We start from the raw sequence: 19,454 nt of genomic DNA, 5'->3' as shown, positions 1-19,454 counted from the left end.
CGGACAATTTGCCCAAGAGTCGTGAGGAGGGTCGCTCAGTCCCACCGGCGGGAGCGCTGGCGCTTGATGTCGGAGCGGCGCTTCTTGTTCTCCAGGCGCCGCTCGTTGATGCCGCGCGGGACCTTCTTGGGGATGCGCTTCTTCGGCGGCGGCGCCGTGGCCTCGGCCAGCAGTGCGCCGAGCCGGGCGCGCGCGGCCTCGCGGTTGCGCATCTGGGAGCGGTACTCCTCGGCGCGGATCGTCAGGACGCCCCGGACGAGCCGTCCCGACAGCCGCTCCAGTGCGCGCGCCTTCAGGGGCTCGGGCAGGGACGGGGACGCTGCGACGTCGAAGGACAACTCGGCTGCGGTCGCGCTGGTGTTGACGTGCTGCCCGCCGGGTCCCGAGGAGCGGGAGAAGCGCCAGCCGAGCTCGGACTCCGGGATGGAGACCGAGCCGCGGACGTGGATGTCGTCGGGCATGCCCCCGATTATCCCCGTCCGCGGACGATCATGTCGTCCGGTTTTCCCGCCGCCCCGGGGTGCGAGTCCTGCAAGTACTTACTTACACTGATCGCCATGACCGAAGGACTGTTCTCCGACGACGACCTCATCCGCCACATCACCCGGGAGGGCGCGCTCATCGCGGCGGGCGGGGCCGCGTCGCTGCTGCAGACCGCGCATCCCCAGGTCGCGCAGGGCGTGTACGACCACAGCTACACCGCCGAGGACCCGCTGCGGCGGCTGCGCAACACCATGGGCTGGCTGTACGCGGTGCAGTTCGGGACGCGGAAGGAGGCGGAGACCTTCAGCGCCCTGGTCACGCGGGGGCACGACCAGGTCACCGGCCCCGGCTACCGGGCGAACGACCCGGAGTTGCAGGTGTGGGTCGCGGCCACCCTCTTCGCCGTCGCCGCGCAGTTCTACCAGCTGCTGTTCCGCCGGACGTTCACCGAGGACGAGCTGGCGGAGTTCTACGGCCAGACCAAGGTCTACGCGACGATCCTGGGCTGCCCCGAGGAGCGGCTGCCCGCGACGTACCGGGACTTCCGCGTGTACTACGCCGGCATGCTCAACGGCCTGGAGATCAGCGACGCGTCCCGGGCGATCGCCGACCAGGTGCTCCACCCGAGGCTGCCGGGCGGCCCGCTGAACGCGCCCGGCCTGGCGGCGATCCGGCTGATCACCGCGGGGATGATGCCGGCGCCGATTCGCGCACAGTACGGATGGACGTGGAACCGGGCGCGCGAGCTGCGGTTCCGGATGCTGATGGGGGCGCTGTCGGTGGTGTACCCGCGGCTGCCGCTGCGGCTGCGGACCCTGCCCCGCGACTACTACCTCCACACGACGCGAAAGATGCTGGCGAAGGTCACGGCCGGGCGCCGTCCGGCGATCCGCGTCCCGTCGAGCTGACGGCGGCCGCTGCCGGCCGCTGTCCGATGCCGCCGACCGGGCCGACCGCGCCCGGCCCGGTCGGTGCCCGTTCAGGGAGACGCGGCCGCGTGACCCACAGGCAGGTCACGCGGCCGCTCTCCCATGACGGGGCCGTCCCCAGCACCCGGCCCGGCCTGGGAACGGCCCCTCGCACCGGGGCCGCCGCCCGTCCGCCCGCTCCCCCCAGAGCATGGACGGGACGGCGCTCCCCGGTGAGCCTCTAGAGCGACGCGCTCGAGATGATCTTGTCGGCGGCCTTCTTCGCCTGGTCGATCGGGATCGCGAAGCCGACGCCGATGTTGCCCGAGCTGCTGCCGGACGTGGCGATCGCGGTGTTGACGCCGATCACCTGGCCCGCGCTGTTCACCAGCGCGCCGCCGGAGTTGCCGGGGTTGATGGCCGCGTCGGTCTGGATCGCGTTCTCGATGACGGCCTGCTGCTGCTGGGACAGCTGCCCCTGCAGGCCCGGCGGCAGGTTCTGCTGGCCGCCACCGGAGTCGCCCTCCTGGACCTGGCGTCCGAGCGCGCTGACGATGCCGGACGTCACCGACCCGCTCAGCCCGAGCGGGTTGCCGACCGCGAGGACCGTGTCGCCGACCGCGAGCCGGCTGCTGTCGCCGAGCGTCGCGGGCTTCAGCCCGGACACGCCCTGCGCCTTGATCACCGCGATGTCGTTCGCGGTGTCGGCGCCGAGCAGCGTCGCCTGCGCGGTCCTGCCGTCGCTGAACTTCACCGAGAGCCGCCCGCCGTCCGAGACGACGTGCGCGTTCGTCATGATCACGCCGTCGGAGCGCAGGATCACCCCGGACCCCTCGCTCTCGCCGGTCTGCGACTGGCTCGAGATCGACACGACGCTCGGCTGCACGGCGGCGGCGACCTGCGCGGTCGTGCTCGCCTTGCTGGACGCGCCGGAGACGGCGACCGGGCTGGAGTAGACGGTGTCGTGGTCGGCGAACGCCATCGCCACGGCCGCGCCCGCCCCGCCCGCGCCGACCGCCAGCGCGGCCCCCGCGATCAGCGCCGCGACCTTCTGCCGCGCCGTCCACATCGGACCCCGGCGGAACGGCCCGGACGCCTCCACCGGGGGGAGGCCCCAGTGCGGCGGTCCGGCCGCCCCTGCGCCCCCGCCCGCCGCAGTGGTCGCGTGCCAGGCCCCAGGCTGCTGCCACCCCCCGAGGGGCTGCTGCCCGTGCGCCTGTTCGCGCGGCTGCTCCTGCGAGGGCTGCCCCTGCGGCTGCTGCCCCTGCGGGGCCTGTCCGTGCGGGGTCTGTCCGTGCGGCGCCTGTCCGTGTGGGGGCTGCCCCTGCGGGGCCTGTCCGTGCGGCGCCTGTCCGTGCGGTTGTCCGGGCGAAGCGAAATCGGGCCGCTCGGGTCCTCCGGCGTGCCCCGGTGCCGCGGGCCGCTCGGATGGCGTGTGCCGCTCGGATCCCGCGACGTGCCGATCCCGACTCTGCTGCTGTGGCTCCTCGGGCCTTCCGGCGTCCATGTGAACTCCCTCGTCTCGCCGTCGCATACGAATCTGCGCCCGGGGTCTGGAGCCCACCTGGATCCGACCTGAAAGTGTGCTGGATAAGGCCTGCATCAAAAAACCGCGGCCGGGAGGGCGTGCGGCGTGTCGCCCTCTCGGCCGCGGTGGCGAGGAGGAGTGGCCAGGGCGCGGGGATCCGGTCCCTGTCCGGACCGGGGCGCGCCCTGTGCCGATCACTCAAGCGGACGTACCTGAACGTTCCCTGAATCCAGGCCCCTCGCTTCCCGAGGATCCAGCGAGACCCCGGCCCCGCGCGGGATCGCGGCGGCGACGCCGAGGGCGGCGACCGCGACCACGGCGAGCACCGCGAACGCCCCGGTGTAGCCCGACTCCGGCGGGAGCTTCGCGGCGGTCCCCGTGCGCGCCGCGAGGATCGCGGTGACGGCCTGCGCGCCGACCGCGGCCCCGACCGTCCGCACGATCGTGTTGACGCCCGTCGCCACCCCGGTCTGTCCGGGCGGGGCGTTCTCCACGACGAGGTTCCCGATGGCCGCGAACGCCAGCCCGTAGCCGGCCCCGATGATCGCGCAGGCGGCGTACACCTCCCAGAGGGCCCCGTGCGCCCACGCGAGCAGGGCGAACGCGGCGACCGCGCAGACCGTCCCGGCCTGGAACGGGACGCGTGACCCGGCGCGGCGGGCGACCCGGGGCGCCGCCGGGCCTGCGAGCAGCATCAGCGCCGCCATCGGCACCATCAGCAGCCCCGCCGCGGACGCGGAGAGGCCGAACCCGTAACCGGACGCCCGCGGCGCCTGCACGAACTGCGGGATCAGCGTGATCGAACCGAACATCGCCACGCACACGACCAGGGTGGCCAGCGTGATGGTGACCGGTCCGCGCCCGCGCAGCAGCCGCAGGTCGACCAGCGGCGCGCGGACGCGCCGTTCGGCGGCGGTGAAGGCGGCCGCCGCCAGGACCGCGCCCGCGAAGAGCCCGGCGACCCGCGCCGAACCCCAGCCCCACGCGCGTCCCTGGCTGATCGCCAGCAGCAGGGAGACCAGCGTCGCCGACAGCAGCACCGCGCCCGCCCAGTCGATCCGCCCGGAACCGCCCGGCCGCGTCGCCGGCAGCCGGGCCGCCAGAGCGAGCGCGCCGGCGGCGAGGACCAGAGTCGCCCAGAACAGCCACGGTGTCCCGGCGGCGTCCACGAGCGGTCCCGCGACCACCATGCCGGCCGCCCCGCCGATCCCGAACACGGCGCTGACCAGGGCGACCACGCCCCGTAGCCGGTGCGGCGGCAGCGCCGACCGGGCGATCCCGAGCGCGAGCGGGAACGTCCCCGAGCCGATCCCCTGGACGGCGCGTCCCGCCACCAGCCACCCGAACGAGTGCGCTGACGCGGCGAGGCCCGCGGCGACCGTCCCGGCGGTGAACAGCAGCAGGCACGCCACCAGGGCCCGGCGGTGCCCGTACAGGTCGCCGAGCCGCCCGGCGATCGGCGTGACGACGGCCCCGGCCAGCATGAACGCCGTGAGCGTCCAGGTCACCTGTGCGGCGGGGACGTCCAGCTCGTCCCGCAGCACGGGCAGCGCGGCGATGACGATCGTCTGCGCGAGGCTCGCGGGGAGCACCGCGGCCGGCAACGCCGCGATCACCCCCCTCCGTTCCGGCCCTCCGGGCATCGGGTCCGCCTTTCCATGGGAGTTAGGTAAGGCGAACCTAAATCTTGCGGACAACCGTCCGCAAGATGTTCGGCTACGGTTCTCCGCATGCCCGAGCCCGGCCCGCACCGCCCGCCCGCCGGGCCGCCCGACCCGCCCGCCGACCCGCCTGCCGACCCGCCTGCCGACCCGCCTGCCGACCCGCCCGCACCGCCTGCTCGCGAGCGGCGGCCCTGGGGCAGCATCAGCCGCGCGCAGATCGTCGCCGCCGCCCTCGAGATCACCCGCCGGGACGGCCTCGACGCCCTCACGATCCGCGCCCTCGCCGCCGACCTCGGCGTCTCCCGCATGGCCCTCTACCGGCACATCTCCGGCAAGGACGAACTCGTCGCGCTCGTCATGGACGCGATCGCGGCGCACGACGTCGTCCCGCCCGACCTCGGCGCCGGGCCCTGGCCCGGCCGCCTCCGCCGCATCGCCGACGGCATGCGCCGCGAACTCGGCGCCTACCCCGGCACCATCGACGCCCTGGTCACCCGCGGCGACCATGGTCCCGGCGCCCTCCGGCTCGTCGAGACGATCCTCGCGACCCTCGCCGACGCCGGCCTCGACGAGCGCGCCGCCGTCCGCTACTACCTCGTCTTCATCGACCTCGTCCTCGGCCGGATGCACCGCGAAGCCCACGGCGACCCCATCGACCGGCACCGCAACGCCAGCCTCGGCGCCCACGCCCGCCCCGCCGCGGACGGCCCCGGCGCCCTGCCGCGGCTGCGCGCCGCCGAACCGCACCTCCGCGAGATCACCACCGCGGAGGTGTTCGCCACCGAGCTCGACATGCTCGTCCGCGCGATCGAGGCGGAGGCGAGGAGCCGCAGGTGAAGGGAATGCTCGGCGCACCTTCAGGGGACATTCAGGTTCGGGTGGGAACCTCGGAGTCGACCCTGGAGGGAGAGCGTGTCAGTGGTTGAACGGACGGCGAACGCGAACGCGAACGCAGGCGTGCGGGCGCCCGAGGCGACGCTGCTCGTCGTCGAGGACGAGCCGAACATCCTGGAGCTGCTGGCCGGCAGCCTGCGCTTCACCGGCTTCGAGGTGCTCACCGCGACCAACGGGGCCGACGCCGTCCAGTCCGCGCGCCGGCACCGGCCCGACCTGATCGTCCTCGACGTGATGCTGCCCGACATCGACGGGTTCGACGTCGCGCGGCGGCTGCGGTCCGGCGGCGACCACACCCCCGTGCTGTTCCTCACCGCGCGCGACGCGGTCCAGGACCGCATCAAGGGGCTGACGATCGGCGGCGACGACTACGTCACCAAGCCGTTCAGCCTGGAGGAGGTCATCGCGCGCATCCGCGCCGTCCTGCGGCGCTTCCGCGGCGGCGTCGCCGAGCCCCCGCCCCGGATGGTGTTCGCCGACGTCGAGCTGGACGAGGACAGCCACGAGGTCTGGCGCGGCGGCAAGGCCGTTCAGCTGTCGCCGACGGAGTTCAAGCTGCTCCGCTACTTCATGGCGAACGCCGGGCGGGTCCTGTCCAAGGCCCAGATCCTCGACCACGTGTGGAACTACGACTTCCGCGGCGACGCGGGCATCGTCGAGTCCTACGTGTCCGCGCTGCGCCGCAAGGTCGACAACGCCGAGCCCCGCCTCATCCACACGCTGAGGGGCGTCGGCTACGTCCTGAGAGAGCCCCCGGCCTGATGGAGCCCCGCGTTCCCGGCCCCGGCGCGCTCTCCGCGCACCCCGCGGGCCCGGCGCCCGGCGACCGGCCGGTCATGGAGCCGGGACCGCCGCCCGGCGACCGGCGGGCCGCGGCCGGCGGCGCGTACCGGGGCGGGGCGGGAGGCGGCGAGCCGCCGCGGCGCCCCCGATGGAACTCCTGGATCCGCGGGCTGTGGTCGCGGTCGCCGCTGCAGATGAAGCTCATCGCCGGCATGCTCGTCCTGGTCACCCTCGGGATGACCGTGATGAGCGCGGCCGGCGCCTCCGTGCTGCGCCAGTACCTCGTCGGGCGCGCCGACGACCAGCTGCGCTCCTCGGTCGGGCACGTGATCATCCAGGTGACCGAGCAGGTCCAGGGGCACTACAACCTGAACGTCCGGGTGCCCAGCGAGATGTACGCGCAGGTCCGCGGGGCCGACGGCCGCCCGATCGGGCAGAACCTCGCGGTGGGCGAGCGCGGCTACCCCAAGCTGCCCGCCGACGTCACCGGCCGGATCGACCGGCCGTTCACCGTGTCCGGGACGGGCGGGTCGAGCGCGAAATGGCGGGTGCTCGCCGAGCCGATCCCGGGCACCGGCGCCACCGTCCTCATCGCGGTCAGCCTGGCGGAGATCCAGCGGACCGTGAACCGGCTCATCGCCATCGACGTGATCGTCGGGCTGCTGGTCCTCGCGGTGCTGGTCGTCCTCGGGGTGTGGGTGGTGCGCGCGAGCCTGCGCCCGCTCGCCGAGGTGGAGGAGACCGCCGGCGCGATCGCGGCCGGCGACCTGTCGCGGCGCGTCCCGGAGGCCGACCCGCGCACCGAGATGGGCCGGCTCGGACGGTCCCTGAACGCGATGCTCGCCCAGATCGAGGCGGCGTTCGGCGCCCGCGCCGAGTCGGAGGCGGCGGCGCGGCGCTCGGAGGAGACGGCCCGCCGGTCCGAGGAGCGGATGCGCCGCTTCGTCGCCGACGCCAGCCACGAGCTGCGCACCCCGCTCACCGCCATCCGCGGTTTCGCCGAGTTCTACCGGCAGGGCGCCGCCCGCACCCCCGAGGAGGTCGGCCGGATGATCGGCCGCATCGAGGAGACCGCCGGCCGGATGGGCCTGCTCGTCGAGGACCTGCTGCTGCTCGCCCGCCTCGACCGCCAGCGGCCCATCGAGCGGCGCCCCGTCGACCTGCTCGCCGTCGCCGCCGACTCCGTGCAGGAGGCCCGGGTCGTCGCGCCGGACCGGCGGATCGAGCTGTCGGTCGAGGGCGGCCTCGCCTACCAGGTGCGGGGGGACGAGCCGCGCCTGCGGCAGGTCCTCGGCAACCTGCTGGCGAACGCGGTGGCGCACACGCCGCCGGGCACGCCGGTGGAGGTGCGCCTGTCCCCGGGCACCCTGCGCGGCGCGCCCGCCGCGAAGCTGGAGGTCGCCGACGAGGGCCCGGGCCTCTCACCCGACCAGGCCGAACGGGTCTTCGAGCGCTTCTACCGCGCCGACGCGTCCCGCTCCCGCGAGGACGGCCGGACCGGGACCGGCCTCGGGCTCGCCATCGTCGCCGCGCTCGTCGCCGCGCACGAGGGGTCGGTCGAGGTCGACTCGACCCCGGGCGAGGGCGCGACCTTCCGCGTGCTCTTCCCGCTGGACGCCGACTGAGCCGGGCTCAGGGGCGCTGGAGGTCCCGGATCGCCCGCATCGCCTCGCGCCGCACGTCGCCGGACAGCACGTCGATGTAGACCTTGCCGTCGAGATGGCCGCACTCGTGCTGGAGGCAGCGGGCGAAGTACCCGGTGCCCTCCACGCGGACGGGCCGGCCCTTCGCGTCCACGCCCTCCACGACCGCGTGCGCGTGGCGCGGCGTGTCGAAGCGCATGCTCGGCAGCGACAGGCACCCCTCGGACTCCACCAGCAGCTCGCCGTCGGCGGCCACGAGCACCGGGTTGACGACGTGGCCGACGTGCCGGCGCCCCCGGTCGTCCTCGCAGTCGTACACGAACAGGCGCAGGCCGGAGCCGACCTGGTTCGCGGCCACGCCCGCGCCGTCCGCCTCGTACATCGTGACGAACATGTCGTCGACCAGCTTCTCGAGGGCCGTGTCGAACGTCCGTACGGGATCGCACTCGGTGCGCAGCACCGGGTCGCCGAGGAGCCGGATCGGGCGGGCGGTCCCGTTGCGCGTCGTGGTCCTCTTGCTCACCCGGATGATCCTATGTCGCGATTTCCGCTCCGCCCGAACGGCCGCGGAAACGCGAACGGTGCGCCCGGCAGGGGCCGGGCGCACCGTTCGGGGAGCGGGTGACGTTTCCGCCGGGGCTGGGGATCAGCTCGGGTCGGCGGGCCCGCGCGGGGCCGGGGGGACGATCGGGGCGTGGCCGGCGGACGGGCCGCCGTCGGTGTCCTCGATCGGCCGCGGCGCCTTCGCGGGCGGCGGGACCTGCGGTCCCGTGCCGGTGACCGGGCCGTCCGGCTCCGGCTTCTTCATCGACGGCGCGGGAGCGGCGGCCGGCTTGGCCACGACGGGCTTGGGCCCGGTCGCGGTGGACGGGGCGGGCGGCTTGGGCCCGGCCGCGGCGGCGGGGGCGGGCTGCGCGGGGACCGGCTGGGCGGGGGCGGCGGCCGGCTGCTTGCGCGGCGGCGTCTGCCGGACGGCGTCCTCGACCATCTTCTCCAGCGGGCCCGCCTCGTTCTCGGCGGTCAGCAGCCGGTGCAGGGTCTCGCTGATCTCGGTGAGCCGCTGGAGGGCCTGCGTGTGGTTCTTGGTCAGCGAGGTGAGCCGCTGGGTGGCGCCCTCGTTGATCACGCTGGCGCGGCGCTCGGACGCGGTGAGCGTGCGCTCGGCCTCCAGCCGCGCGCTCGTCACCGTCTGCTCCGCCTCCTGCTTGGCGGCCGACAGCACGCTGTCGGACTCCTTCTTGGCGGCGGACAGCATGTGGTCGGCCTTCTCCTGCGCCTGGGAGAGGTTCTTGTCGGCGTGCGCGCGGGCCTCGTCGATGATGCGCTTGGACTCCTGCTCGGCGTCCTTGCGGATCTCGGCGCCCTTGGCCTCGGCCTCGGCGACCTTGTCCTGCGCCTCGTCCTCGGCGAGGTTGATGATCTGGCGCAGCCGGTCGCTCAGGTCGTCGCCGGTGGGCTTGCGGGCCTCGCGCACCTCGGCCATCTCCCGGCGGACGCGCTCGGCGTCGTCCTGGGCGCGCGCGAGCCGGGCCTCCAGCTCGCGGTGCTTTTGCTGGGCGCGGGCGATGTAGTCGTCGACCTGGCGGCGGTTGTAGCCGCGCATGACGATCTCGAAGGACTCGTCTTGAAGGAGGTTCGGCAGGATTTCGGCTTCGTTGCTCATGATGCCTTGGGGGGTCGTTGGCGGGGGTATCACCCCGTCAGGGTCGGTTTGCGAATCCTCACCCGCCGGTCAGCGGGCCCACAGCAGAAACGTCAGCATCGACTCTCGTGCGATCCGCCCCGCTCGCGCAACCGGAACGCCCTTCTCGCTGCCGTTTCTTCATCTGGCTGGGGGCGACAAAATACCCAATTTCCCGAAAAAACGCCCTCACCTGCGCCGCCGTGTCGCGTGACATCCACCGAATCGACCCGTCCAGGGCACCGCGTCCGCCCTCCCCGGGTCCCGCCTCCCCGGCCCCCGGCCGGATCCGGGCACGGCCTAGCATCGGGCGCATGAGCTATGTGGGGTCGCTGGGCGAGGACGGGCCGAAGATCCACGCCGAGGCCTGGGTGGCGCCCGGAGCGGTGGTCGTCGGACGCGTGACGCTCGGCCGGGCGTCCAGCGTCTGGTACGGCTCGGTGCTGCGCGGCGACGACGAGGAGATCGTCGTCGGCGACGAGTGCAACATCCAGGACCTCAGCTGCCTGCACGCCGACCCGGGCATGCCCGCCGTCCTGGAGGACCGGGTCAGCCTCGGGCACAAGGCCATGGTGCACGGCGCGCACGTCGAGACCGGCTCGCTGATCGGCATCGGCGCCATCGTGCTGAACGGCGCCCGGATCGGGGCGGGAACGCTCATCGCCGCCGGCGCGCTCGTGCCGCCGGGCAAGCGGATCCCGTCGGGCGTCCTGGTCGCGGGCACGCCCGGCAAGATCGTCCGCGAGCTGAACGACGCCGACCGCTCGGTCCTCCAGCACACCCCCGACGTCTACATGCAGAAGGCCGAGCGCCACGCCCGCGCCGCCTGGCGCTGACTCCCGCCGGCGGCTCCCGCGGACTGGCGGATCAACAGGTTTGCGCGGGACGGTAGGGGCTGACCTGGGGGTATTCGCGGCGGGCCGCTCGGAGGGAATTCTGGGGCGCTCCGTCTGACTACCATGACCCACGTGGTGTGGGGACCGGGCTATGGCAGTGCTCCGCCGCCCAGCCCCCGGATGGGGCAGGACCCGTTCGCGGAGGCCGAGCGCGACACGAGGGCGATGGTGGCCGCCCAATGGTGGCCGTCGGCGCCTCCTCAGCAGCGCCATCACGCCATCGCCGGCCGCATGCTCGTCCTGCCGGACGGGACGTGGTGGCTGTTCGGCGCGTGGGCCCGGTGGTACCGGCTGCACCCGTCGGACGGCCAGTGGTACCTGTGCCCGCCGCCGCGGACGCCCGCCGTGCGGATGGCGGCGCGGCCCGCGCAGCAGGGCGGGATGCAGGTCCCGCAGCTCCCGCCGCACGTGATCCCGGCCGGCCCCGACTTCTCCTATGACCCGCCGGCGTCGCTGCCGTTCGTCGGCCACGGCTTCGCGAGCGAGCTGACGTCGCGGGTCCGCGCGACCGTGGAGTCCGCGGCGGCGCTGTCCGCCCCGGAGTACCCGCACTGGTGGTCGCAGTTCACGCAGGAGACGCCGTCCACGGTGGCGGTCGCGTGGGGCGTGATGATGTGGTGCGCGACCGCGCCGGTGTTCGACGCCCGGCTGGACGCGCAGATGCTGGACCTGTGGAGGCCGTACCGGGCCAGGCCGCTGCCGGACGTGGACGGCCCGCGCTGGATGACCCCGCCCGCGCTGGAGACGCTGGTCGGGCTGTACTCCGAGCGGCTGCGCGCCAGCCGCGTGGACGCGGCGGTCGTCGTCCTGCGGACGATGTGGGCGGTCGCGAGCGCGCTGCGCGACGACGTGCGGTTCCAGACCCGGGCGGACGCGCTGCTGGCGATCCTCGGGACGACGCTGAGCAACCCGACGGTCGACTACGGGGCGCTCCCGTACGGGGACCAGGCGATCGTCCAGCAGTGGCTGACCCGGTGCCCGCCGCACCTCGTGCCGGCGCTGCGGAACGAGAGCTCGCCGGGCGACAACTTCCGGCACGCGTTCTACACGCTGAGCGAGGCCATCGCCGACCTGCCGGGCGACCCCGCCGACGCGGCGTACACCGAGCCGCGGATGGTCGCCGCCGCGCTGCTGGCCGCCGACCTGGACGTCGTCCGCAAGGACGTGGCGGGCTCGATCGTCCCGTGGCTGGACCCGGAGATCCGGTACACGGTGCAGGCGGTGGCGGAGCAGAAGGGGCATCCGCTGCGCCGGCTGTGGCCGACCGACCTGCGGCTGCCGGACCCGCTGCTGGCGGCGGGTTCCGGCGAGAGCGCCGAGACGCTGCTCGCCGCGATGTACGAGCTGGACCTCGCGTGGTGCCGGCTCGGCGGGATGCCGGCGCGGCCCCGCGGCTTCCCAACGCCGACCGCGATCATCGCGGGGATCATCGGGCGCACCCGTGCGCGCGCCACGGCGGCCGCGCCGACGCAGACCCCGCCACCGAGCCCGTCGCCGTCGCCGCCGTTCGGCATGCAGAGCCAGCCGGGCGTGGCGCCGGGTGCGCCGCCGAAGCCGGCGGAGCCGCAGGGGCCCGCGCAGCCGTTCGTCCAGCCGCCGGCCCAGCCGGGCTGGGAGAACGCGCCCGGTCCGGCGGGGCGGCCGCAGCCGGCGGCCGGGTTCGCTTCGCCGGATCCGGCGATGGGCGGCCTCTCGCCCGCCGAGGAGGACGCCGGCGGGAACGTGGCGCCGCCGTACACCGAGCTCGGTTTCCAGCAGGCCGCGCCCAAGCCCGTGCCGAGCGATCAGGGGCAGGCCGCCCTCGGTATGCCGGGCGTGCCGCCGCTCGGGCCGCCCGACCCGGGACCGTCCGGATACCCGGGCTTCGACGCCGGTCAGGCGCAGCCGCAGGCGGGCGGGGCGCCCTATCCGGGCGCCGGGCAGCCGCCCTTCGCGGACCAGGAGGCCACCTCTCCCGACCGGGGGCAGGGGCCGGCGGAGCAGCTCGGCGGTTTCTCACCGGACGAGGAGAAGCACGACGAGCCGGTCGTGCCGCCGTACACGCAGCTCGGTTACCAGCGGCTCGGCGACGGGCCTCCCGCTCAAGGGCTGCCTCCCGGCGCCGGCGTGCCCCCGGCCGCACAGAGCCCGCAGAGCCCTCCGGCCGCACAGAATCCGCAGGGCTCTCCGGCCGCACAGAGTCCGCAGGGGCCCCCGGCAGCTCCGGGCTCGCAGGGAGCGCAGCCGGGAGTGCCCCCGGTGGAGCCGGCCGCGTTCGACCCGTACGCGACGCGGGCCGAGGACGCAGGCGCGGCGCCGCGGCCGCCCGCCGGCGCGTACGCGACGCGCTTCGAGGACGGGGCGGCGTCCCCCCAGGGCGCCCTGCCGTCCCCCCAGGGCTCCCCAGCGGCCCCGCAGGGCTCTCCGGTGCCGCCGCCCCCGCGGAACGCGCAGCCGCCCGGCACGCGCATCCTCGGCCCGGAGGACCTGGAGGACGGCCCCGCGCAGGGGCCGCCCCCCGGTCCCGGGACCCGGGTCATGTCCGAGACCATGGTCGGCGACTTCGACTTCCTGGACGACACGCCGTCGCCCGAGCGGCCCGTCCACGAGATCCCGCCGCCGCAGGACCTCGGCCGGCGCCGGACGCTCGAACGGTTCGGGATCGGGTTCGTGTCCGGCGAGCAGGACGCGGGCGAGCTGCTCGACGAGCTGCGGGCCCAGGTCGAGGAGTGGAACGCGGCGGCCGGGGAGGACGCCGAGGTGACCCGGGTGGACGGCCGCCCGGGGTCGGCGCCGGCGGGCGTGCCGGGGGTGCTGCTGGTCGGCGGCCCGCACACCGGCCAGCGCAGGCTGGCGCGGCTGATCGCGCTGACGCTGGCGGACGCGGGCCTCGGCGACGGCGCCATCCGCGCGCACGACGCCGACGACGTCCGCGACGCGCCGGTGGACGCCATGGAGCGGATCCTGCGGCAGCAGGGCCCGGCGATCCTGTTCGAGCGGCTGGACGTGGCGATCGGCGCCGCGCAGGACCCGGTCGCGGTCACCGGCGCGGTGCGGCGGGCGCGCCGCGACCCGGTGAACACGACGCCGCTGATCGCGACGTGCGAGCCGCGCGCGTACAAGCGGCTGCTGAGGGAGCACCCGAGGCTGGTGCAGGCGTTCCGGGTGTACCGCCTGCCCGACTTCAGCGGGCTGGACGCCCGGATGACGCTGCTGCACCTGCTGGCGGACGAGCGGCGCGTCACGATCGGGGCGTCGGCGCTGGAGGTCGCGAAGGAGGACCTCGAACGGCTCCGCGGCCCGGGCGACCTGGTGAACGCGCGGCTCGTCGAGGCGTACCTGGACCAGGCGAGCCAGCGGAACATGGCGCGGGCCGGCGCGTCGCACGACCGGCTCGTCCTGACGCCGGACGACCTGCACGGCGTCGCGGAGGGCATCGAGCCGGCGCTGCGGCCCCCCGGCGACATCGACGGCTACCTGCGCCAGCTGGACGGGCTGACCGGGCTGGACGACGTCAAGGCGGTCGTCCGGGAGATGGCGGACGAGGCGGAGCAGGCGGCGGACCGGGTCCGGTACGGCGTGGCGGACCGCGACGCCCACCACCTGGTGTTCGTCGGGCCGCCCGGGACGGGCAAGACGACGGTGGCGGGGCTCGTCGGCGGGATCTACGCGGCGCTCGGGCTGCTGGAGTCGGGGCACGTGGTGGCGTGCCGTCCGGTGCACCTGGCGGGGCGCGACCAGCCGGACACCGAGAGCCGGGTCGCCGGCATGATCGAGCAGGCCCTTGGCGGCGTGCTGCTGATCCAGGAGGCGTACCTGCTGGACCGCAGCCCGGCGGTGGTGAACGAGCTGCTGCGCGGCATGCGCGAGCGCGGCGGGCGGTTCATGGTGGTCTGTTCCAGCCCGGCGGCGGAGATGGAGGGGTTCCTCGCGGGCAGCCCCGCCTTCCGCGCCGAGTTCGCGCGGATCATGGAGTTCCAGGGGATCAGCGACCGGGAGATGGTCGGGCTGTTCCAGAAGTACGCCGAGCGCGACCTGTACATGCTGGACGAGGAGCTGCGCGTCGAGCTGCTCACCCGCTTCGAGCGGCTGCGGCAGGACCCGTCGTTCGCCTACGCCAGGACGGTCCGGGCGCTGTTCGAGCAGACGGTCGCGCGGCAGGCGGCGCGCCTCGCGGGCGCGGACGTCAACGCGGCGACGGTGGCCCGGCTCACCGCCCGCGACCTGCCGGAGACGCCGCTGGAGCAGATGCTGGGCGACTTCCACCGGGGCGGCTGACGGCGTCCGACCGGCGTCCTTGACAGGTCGTCGGGGGACCCCTCCCGGGTGATCGGGCGCATCATGCTCACCTGACCCGGGAAGACCACGGATGTGGGTGGCCCTCGAATGGCCCTCTTGGGTCATGTGCCCGTCGGGGCGGGACGCGTAGCCTCGGACTCGGGTGTGGGGAACGAACGGAGGTGGACGCGGTGCGCCAGCAGAACCTCGATCTGCGCGTCCACGACCGCGTTGCGTTGGACGAGATCGAACTCTATGCCGAGATGCTCAGCGCGGTGGCGGCGGCGGAGCGGCCGCTCACCATCGCGGAAATCGACATGGTGCTCGGGGTGCGTTCCGGCGAGGCCGGTCGTCGCGAGCTGACGCCGCAGGAGTAGCCGAGGCCCGATCCGCCCGGGGGCGTCCGCGACGGACGTCCCCGGTTCGCGTTCCCGGGCCGGTCCGCCTGCCTGGCCGCCAGGACGGCTCGCGTCCGGCGCCTGAGACGGGCCGACCGTTTCTGCCGATGGTGCAGGTCCCGAAACCGGGTGCCCAGGTCAGCCCGCGACGTCGTAACCGGCCTCGTCGATCGCCGCGCGCAGCGCCGCGTCGTCCAGTCCGTCGCCACGGACGGTGACGATCTTGGCGTCCACGTCCACCGCCACCTCGCTCACGCCGGGCACCCGCCCGACCTCCCCGCTGATCGCGGTCACGCAGTGCCCGCAGCTGATCGCCGGGACGCTGTAACGAATCTCACTCACACGCGTCGTCACTCTCCGTGCGGCCGTTGGTCCGGACCAGAGCCTATGCGCAGCGGGCCCGATTGGCACAACCGCAGGGGTATGTACCTGGTGATCTAGGGCAATCTTGTAGGTGAGAGGATGGGTGACACCGGCCGAAGCTGGGGCAAAGGTTCTTTTTACGGCCAGTAGCGCCTACGATCCTCTGCGGACTGTTCCGGCACATCAGGAGAACGACGTGCGCTTGCGTCTCACGCCGCGTGAGGACAGCTTCTACGACATGTTCGCCGACTCGGCGAACAACCTGGTCACCGGCGCCAGGCTGCTCGTAGAGCTCATCAGCGACGGCGCCGACCGGGCAGCGATCGCGGAGAAGATGCGCGCCTGCGAACATGCGGGCGACGAATGCACTCACGCGATCATGCGACGGCTGAACGAAACCTTCATCACCCCGTTCGACCGCGAGGACATCTACCGGCTGGCCTCCTCGATCGACGACGTGATGGACGAGATGGAGGAGGCAGCCGACCTCGTCGCCCTCTACAAGATCGACGAGTTCCCCAAGGGGATCGTGCACATGGTGGAGGTGCTGGAGCGGGCCGCCGAGCTCACCGCGGAGGCCATGCCCCGGCTGCGCTCCATGAAGGAGCTCAACGAGTACTGGATCGAGATCAACCGGCTCGAGAACCAGGGCGACCAGGTGTACCGCAAGCTGCTGGCGCAGCTGTTCAGCGGCGAGTACGACACCCTGGACGTGCTGAAGCTCAAGCAGGTCATCGACCGCCTCGAAGAGGCCGCGGACGCGTTCGAGCAGGTCGCGAACACGGTCGAGACCATCGCGGTCAAGGAATCATGAGCGCAGCCCCGAAACCGGGCTCGACCATCGTCCGGGAGCCGACGGCGGACACCGACGAATCGATCGGCGAGCAGGCGACCCGCCGCGTCAGCGGACGGGCGTGGCTGCTGCTCCTCGCCGGGATCCTCCTGGTGATGGTCGCGGGCGCGCTCGGGCTGCGGTCCGACGCGCAGATGGCCGTGCTCGTCCTGGTCATCGTGGTGTCGCTGGTGTTCGACTACACCAACGGCTTCCACGACGCCGCGAACGCCATCGCGACGGCGGTGTCCACACGGGCGCTGACGCCGCGGGTGGCGCTCGGCATGGCCGCGGTGATGAACATGCTGGGCGCGCTGCTCGGCGTCGAGGTCGCCAAGACCATCAGCGAGGTCATCACCCCGCCGAGCGGCCTGCACGGCCTCACCGTCATCGCCGCCGGCGTGCTCGGCGCGATCACCTGGAACCTGATCACCTGGTACTTCGGGCTGCCGTCCTCGTCGTCGCACGCGCTGATCGGCGGCGTCGTCGGGGCCGGGCTCGCCTCCTCGTCGTACGTGAACTGGCAGAGCGTGGTCGACAAGGTCGTCGTGCCGATGGTGGTGTCGCCGGTGGTCGGGTTCGCCCTGGCCTACCTGGCGATGGTCGCGATCCTGTGGATCTTCCGGCGGGCCCAGCCGAGCCGGGTGGTGCGGCGGTTCCGCATCGCGCAGACGCTGTCGGCGGCCTCGCTCGCCCTCGGCCACGGCCTGCAGGACGCGCAGAAGACGATGGGCGTGATCGTGCTCGCGCTGGTCACCACCGGGCACGCGAGCGGGAACTCGGTGCCGCTGTGGGTGATCGTCTCGTGCGCGGGCGCGCTGTCGCTCGGCACCTACGCGGGCGGCTGGCGGATCATGCGGACGCTGGGCCGCAAGGTGATCGAGGTGGACCCGCCGAAGGGCTTCGCCGCGGAAGCGACCGCCTCGATCGTCCTGTACGTCACCGCGTACTTCTGGCACGCTCCAATTTCCACCACGCATACGATCACCTCGGCGATCATGGGTGCGGGGGCCACCAAACGGCTGTCCGCCGTCCGCTGGGGCATGGCCGGCAACATCATCATGGCCTGGGTCCTCACCCTCCCCGCCGCCGCGATCGTCGCCGCCGTCGTCTACTGGGCCGTCCACTTCTGGGCGTGATTTCCCAGGGGGGCTGTGTTTTCCCAGGGGGGCGACCCCCTGGAACCCCCGTTGCGACTGACAGGCTGTTTCGCCGCTCCGCTAGCGCTCCGCGGCGAAACAGCCTGTCAGTCGTCGGGTAGGCCCGCTGCGCTCGCTGCACTCGCTCCGCGGGCCCACCCGTGGCCTTGGCTGGGGTCTGGCCTTCCGTGCCTTCTTCAGCCGGGCTTTCCGTGCCGGTGTTCAGCCGGCTCTCAGCTCCCGGAGATCCGGTCCAGGGGCGGGGGGCTGATGGTGCCCTGGGCGTTCAGGTAGGCGACGAAGCCGTCCAGGTCGATCGGGCCGAGGACCTGGTCCTTGCCCTGGGTGAACGTGGTGAAGCCGTCGCCGCCGCCGAGCAGGAAGTTGTTCGCGGCGACCTTGTAGGTGGCGGCGGGGTCCACGGCGGCGCCGCCGACCGTGATGTTCGAGACCCGGTCGCCGACCGGCTTGGAGCGGTCGATGGTGAAGTGCAGGTTCGCGGACGGCTGGAGGATCTTCTCGCCCGCGGACGTCCACTGCTGCTCCAGCAGGGCGTCGAGCTGCGCGCCGGTCAGCGACGTCACGCCGAGCACGTTGCTGAACGGCTGGACGGCGAACGCCTCGCCGTAGGTGACGACGCCGTCGCCCTCGGAGCCGCTCGCCTTGTAGGTGAGGTCGGTCCGGACGCCGCCGGGGTTCATCAGCGCGACCTGGGCGCCCTTGTCCTTCATCGCGGCGAGCTGGGAGTCGGCGATGACGTCGCCGAGCGCCGTCTCGCCGGCGGCGGACGGGGCGCGGGTGAGATCGGCGGTGATCCTGCCGACGGGCTTGTCGGCGATCACGCTGACCCGGTCCTTCCAGGTCTGCACGAACTTCTGCGTCGCCGGGTCCGGCGGGACGTCGCGGGTGACGACGTGGTTGTCGGCCGTCATCGACGAGCGGACGATGTCGTCGGTGCGCCGGTCGACCTTGAAGTCGACCTGGGTGATGATCCGGCCGAACGAGGAGCCGGACGAGTAGAGCCGCGGCCGGCCGTCCGGGCCCTTCACCGTACAGACGTACTGCTGGTGGGTGTGGCCGGCGAGGACGACGTCGATGTCCGGGTCGGCCTGCTGGGCGATGCGGGTGCCGGCGCCGGGGACGACGCCGCAGTCGTCGGGCTTCTCGCCGGCGTTGACGTTGTCGCCCTCGTGGACGAGCAGCACCATCGCGTGGACGCCGCGCTTCCTCAGCTCCTTGGCGGCCTTGTTCGCGGCGTCGACCTCGTCGTCGAACCGCAGGCCCTTGACGCCGTCGGCGGTGACGATGGTCGGCGTGGTCTTGGTGACGACGCCGATGAAGCCGATCTTGACGCCGTTGATCCGGCGGATCGTCCAGGGGTCGAGGAGCGGCTTGTTCTTCTTCTCCAGCAGCACGTTCGCCGCCAGGTAGTCGAACTTCGCGCCCTTCCACTCACCCGCGGGGGAGCAGCCGTCGACGGGGTGGCAGCCGCCGTTCTGGATGCGCAGCAGCTCCTGGTAGCCCTCGTCGAACTCGTGGTTCCCGACGGCCGACGCGGTGAGGCCGATGTCGTTCATGAACTGGACGGACGGCTCGTCGTGGAACGCCGCCGAGATCAGCGGGGACGCGCCGATCAGGTCGCCCTGCGCGACCGTGAGGGTGTCGCGGTCGCGCAGCTGCTTGAGGTGGGCGGCGACGTAGGCGGCGCCGCCCGCGGGGACGGAGTTCCCGTTCTCGTCGATGGCGGTGCCGGAGCTGCCGGTCGGGGGCTCCAGGTTGCCGTGGAAGTCGTTCAGCGCGAGCAGGCGGACGGACGCCGGGGGCTTGGGGTGCGCGGACGCGGGTTGCGCGGCCAGTCCCGCCGCCACCAGCCCCGCGGTGGCGCCGGCCAGGAGGGTGCGTCGTCTGATCATGCGCTGGACGGTAGAGAGGCCGGGCATCCGGCGATCGGCGGAGTGATGACGGTTATGTGACAACTTGACCAG

General features: G+C 73.6%; 16 protein-coding genes. 9 read left to right on the top strand and 7 right to left on the bottom strand.

Going from position 1 to position 19,454, the window contains the following annotated elements; translation table 11 throughout:
* Positions 1–35 precede the first annotated feature (35 nt).
* Positions 36–461: an alternative ribosome rescue aminoacyl-tRNA hydrolase ArfB gene (gene arfB, locus J4557_RS45480; RefSeq protein ID WP_208273547.1), complete on the bottom strand. Its 426-nt coding sequence runs from the start codon at positions 459–461 to the stop codon at positions 36–38.
* Between the two features lie 96 nt (positions 462–557).
* Here arfB and J4557_RS45475 point away from each other — a divergent pair, with 96 nt between their 5' ends.
* Positions 558–1,391, top strand: coding sequence for an oxygenase MpaB family protein (locus J4557_RS45475; protein ID WP_208273545.1), 834 nt, complete (start codon positions 558–560; stop codon positions 1,389–1,391).
* Between the two features lie 241 nt (positions 1,392–1,632).
* Here J4557_RS45475 and J4557_RS50470 read toward each other — a convergent pair whose 3' ends face one another.
* Both J4557_RS50470 and J4557_RS45465 read right to left on the bottom strand, forming a co-directional pair.
* The gene (locus J4557_RS50470; protein WP_243777392.1) at positions 1,633–2,460 is read right to left on the bottom strand and encodes a S1C family serine protease; all 828 of its coding nucleotides are present in this window, start codon (positions 2,458–2,460) and stop codon (positions 1,633–1,635) included.
* 653 nt (positions 2,461–3,113) lie between these two features.
* Positions 3,114–4,535 carry an MFS transporter gene (locus tag J4557_RS45465; protein ID WP_208273541.1) on the bottom strand — a complete coding sequence of 474 codons (1,422 nt, stop codon included), beginning with the start codon at positions 4,533–4,535 and terminating at the stop codon, positions 3,114–3,116.
* Positions 4,536–4,649: 114 nt separating this feature from the next.
* On the opposite strand from J4557_RS45465, the gene J4557_RS45460 reads away from it, so the two are divergent.
* The 3 genes from J4557_RS45460 (at position 4,650) to J4557_RS45450 (ending at position 7,885) form a co-directional block, all read left to right on the top strand.
* Complete coding sequence (locus tag J4557_RS45460) at positions 4,650–5,420, top strand: TetR/AcrR family transcriptional regulator (protein WP_208273539.1); 771 nt, start codon at positions 4,650–4,652, stop codon at positions 5,418–5,420.
* Between the two features lie 81 nt (positions 5,421–5,501).
* Positions 5,502–6,239, top strand: a complete 738-nt coding sequence (locus J4557_RS45455; RefSeq protein WP_208273572.1) for a response regulator transcription factor — start codon at positions 5,502–5,504, stop codon at positions 6,237–6,239.
* Positions 6,239–7,885, top strand: coding sequence for a sensor histidine kinase (locus tag J4557_RS45450; RefSeq protein ID WP_243777390.1), 1,647 nt, complete (start codon positions 6,239–6,241; stop codon positions 7,883–7,885). Before J4557_RS45455 ends, J4557_RS45450 begins: the two co-directional genes overlap by 1 nt.
* A 7-nt stretch (positions 7,886–7,892) precedes the next feature.
* Here the strand turns inward: J4557_RS45450 and def are convergent, their stop codons facing one another.
* Positions 7,893–8,426 carry a peptide deformylase gene (def, locus tag J4557_RS45445; RefSeq protein ID WP_208273537.1) on the bottom strand — a complete coding sequence of 178 codons (534 nt, stop codon included), beginning with the start codon at positions 8,424–8,426 and terminating at the stop codon, positions 7,893–7,895.
* A gap of 123 nt (positions 8,427–8,549) precedes the next feature.
* Entirely contained in the window at positions 8,550–9,566 is a 1,017-nt protein-coding gene (locus tag J4557_RS45440; protein WP_208273535.1) for a DivIVA domain-containing protein, read from the bottom strand.
* 332 nt (positions 9,567–9,898) lie between these two features.
* Here J4557_RS45440 and J4557_RS45435 point away from each other — a divergent pair, with 332 nt between their 5' ends.
* The 3 genes from J4557_RS45435 (at position 9,899) to J4557_RS45425 (ending at position 15,114) form a co-directional block, all read left to right on the top strand.
* Positions 9,899–10,420 carry a gamma carbonic anhydrase family protein gene (locus J4557_RS45435; protein ID WP_208273533.1) on the top strand — a complete coding sequence of 174 codons (522 nt, stop codon included), beginning with the start codon at positions 9,899–9,901 and terminating at the stop codon, positions 10,418–10,420.
* A gap of 132 nt (positions 10,421–10,552) precedes the next feature.
* Positions 10,553–14,737 carry an AAA family ATPase gene (locus J4557_RS52035; protein ID WP_208273531.1) on the top strand — a complete coding sequence of 1,395 codons (4,185 nt, stop codon included), beginning with the start codon at positions 10,553–10,555 and terminating at the stop codon, positions 14,735–14,737.
* A gap of 182 nt (positions 14,738–14,919) precedes the next feature.
* On the top strand, positions 14,920–15,114 hold the full coding sequence (locus J4557_RS45425; protein WP_194736913.1) for a hypothetical protein: 195 nt from the start codon (positions 14,920–14,922) through the stop codon (positions 15,112–15,114).
* Between the two features lie 159 nt (positions 15,115–15,273).
* On the opposite strand, the gene J4557_RS45420 is transcribed toward J4557_RS45425, so the two are convergent.
* Positions 15,274–15,477 (bottom strand): heavy-metal-associated domain-containing protein, encoded by a 204-nt coding sequence (locus J4557_RS45420; RefSeq protein WP_307800584.1) that lies wholly within the window; start codon positions 15,475–15,477, stop codon positions 15,274–15,276.
* A gap of 217 nt (positions 15,478–15,694) precedes the next feature.
* Here J4557_RS45420 and J4557_RS45415 point away from each other — a divergent pair, with 217 nt between their 5' ends.
* Positions 15,695–16,312: a DUF47 domain-containing protein gene (locus tag J4557_RS45415; RefSeq protein ID WP_208273527.1), complete on the top strand. Its 618-nt coding sequence runs from the start codon at positions 15,695–15,697 to the stop codon at positions 16,310–16,312.
* On the top strand, positions 16,309–17,469 hold the full coding sequence (locus tag J4557_RS45410) for an inorganic phosphate transporter (protein WP_425544037.1): 1,161 nt from the start codon (positions 16,309–16,311) through the stop codon (positions 17,467–17,469). Before J4557_RS45415 ends, J4557_RS45410 begins: the two co-directional genes overlap by 4 nt.
* 233 nt (positions 17,470–17,702) lie before the next feature.
* On the opposite strand, the gene J4557_RS45405 is transcribed toward J4557_RS45410, so the two are convergent.
* Positions 17,703–19,382, bottom strand: a complete 1,680-nt coding sequence (locus J4557_RS45405) for a bifunctional metallophosphatase/5'-nucleotidase (RefSeq protein WP_208273526.1) — start codon at positions 19,380–19,382, stop codon at positions 17,703–17,705.
* Positions 19,383–19,454: the final 72 nt, after the last annotated feature.

The sequence above is a fragment of the Actinomadura nitritigenes genome, assembly GCF_017573545.1.
In the GTDB taxonomy this organism is placed as follows: Bacteria; Actinomycetota; Actinomycetes; order Streptosporangiales; family Streptosporangiaceae; genus Spirillospora; species Spirillospora nitritigenes.
Note: the sequence above shows the minus strand (reverse complement) of the source record. Positions and strands in the feature narration are given on the sequence as shown.

Excerpts from the sequence above, each read along its gene's own strand:
- arfB (WP_208273547.1), bottom strand. The coding sequence starts at position 461 with ATGCCCGACGACATCCACGTCCGCGGCTCGGTCTCCATCCCGGAGTCC.
- J4557_RS45475 (WP_208273545.1), top strand. The coding sequence starts at position 558 with ATGACCGAAGGACTGTTCTCCGACGACGACCTCATCCGCCACATCACC.
- J4557_RS50470 (WP_243777392.1), bottom strand. The coding sequence starts at position 2,460 with ATGTGGACGGCGCGGCAGAAGGTCGCGGCGCTGATCGCGGGGGCCGCG.
- J4557_RS45460 (WP_208273539.1), top strand. The coding sequence starts at position 4,650 with ATGCCCGAGCCCGGCCCGCACCGCCCGCCCGCCGGGCCGCCCGACCCG.
- J4557_RS45450 (WP_243777390.1), top strand. The coding sequence starts at position 6,239 with ATGGAGCCCCGCGTTCCCGGCCCCGGCGCGCTCTCCGCGCACCCCGCG.
- J4557_RS45440 (WP_208273535.1), bottom strand. The coding sequence starts at position 9,566 with ATGAGCAACGAAGCCGAAATCCTGCCGAACCTCCTTCAAGACGAGTCC.
- J4557_RS45435 (WP_208273533.1), top strand. The coding sequence starts at position 9,899 with ATGAGCTATGTGGGGTCGCTGGGCGAGGACGGGCCGAAGATCCACGCC.
- J4557_RS45410 (WP_425544037.1), top strand. The coding sequence starts at position 16,309 with ATGAGCGCAGCCCCGAAACCGGGCTCGACCATCGTCCGGGAGCCGACG.
- J4557_RS45405 (WP_208273526.1), bottom strand. The coding sequence starts at position 19,382 with ATGATCAGACGACGCACCCTCCTGGCCGGCGCCACCGCGGGGCTGGTG.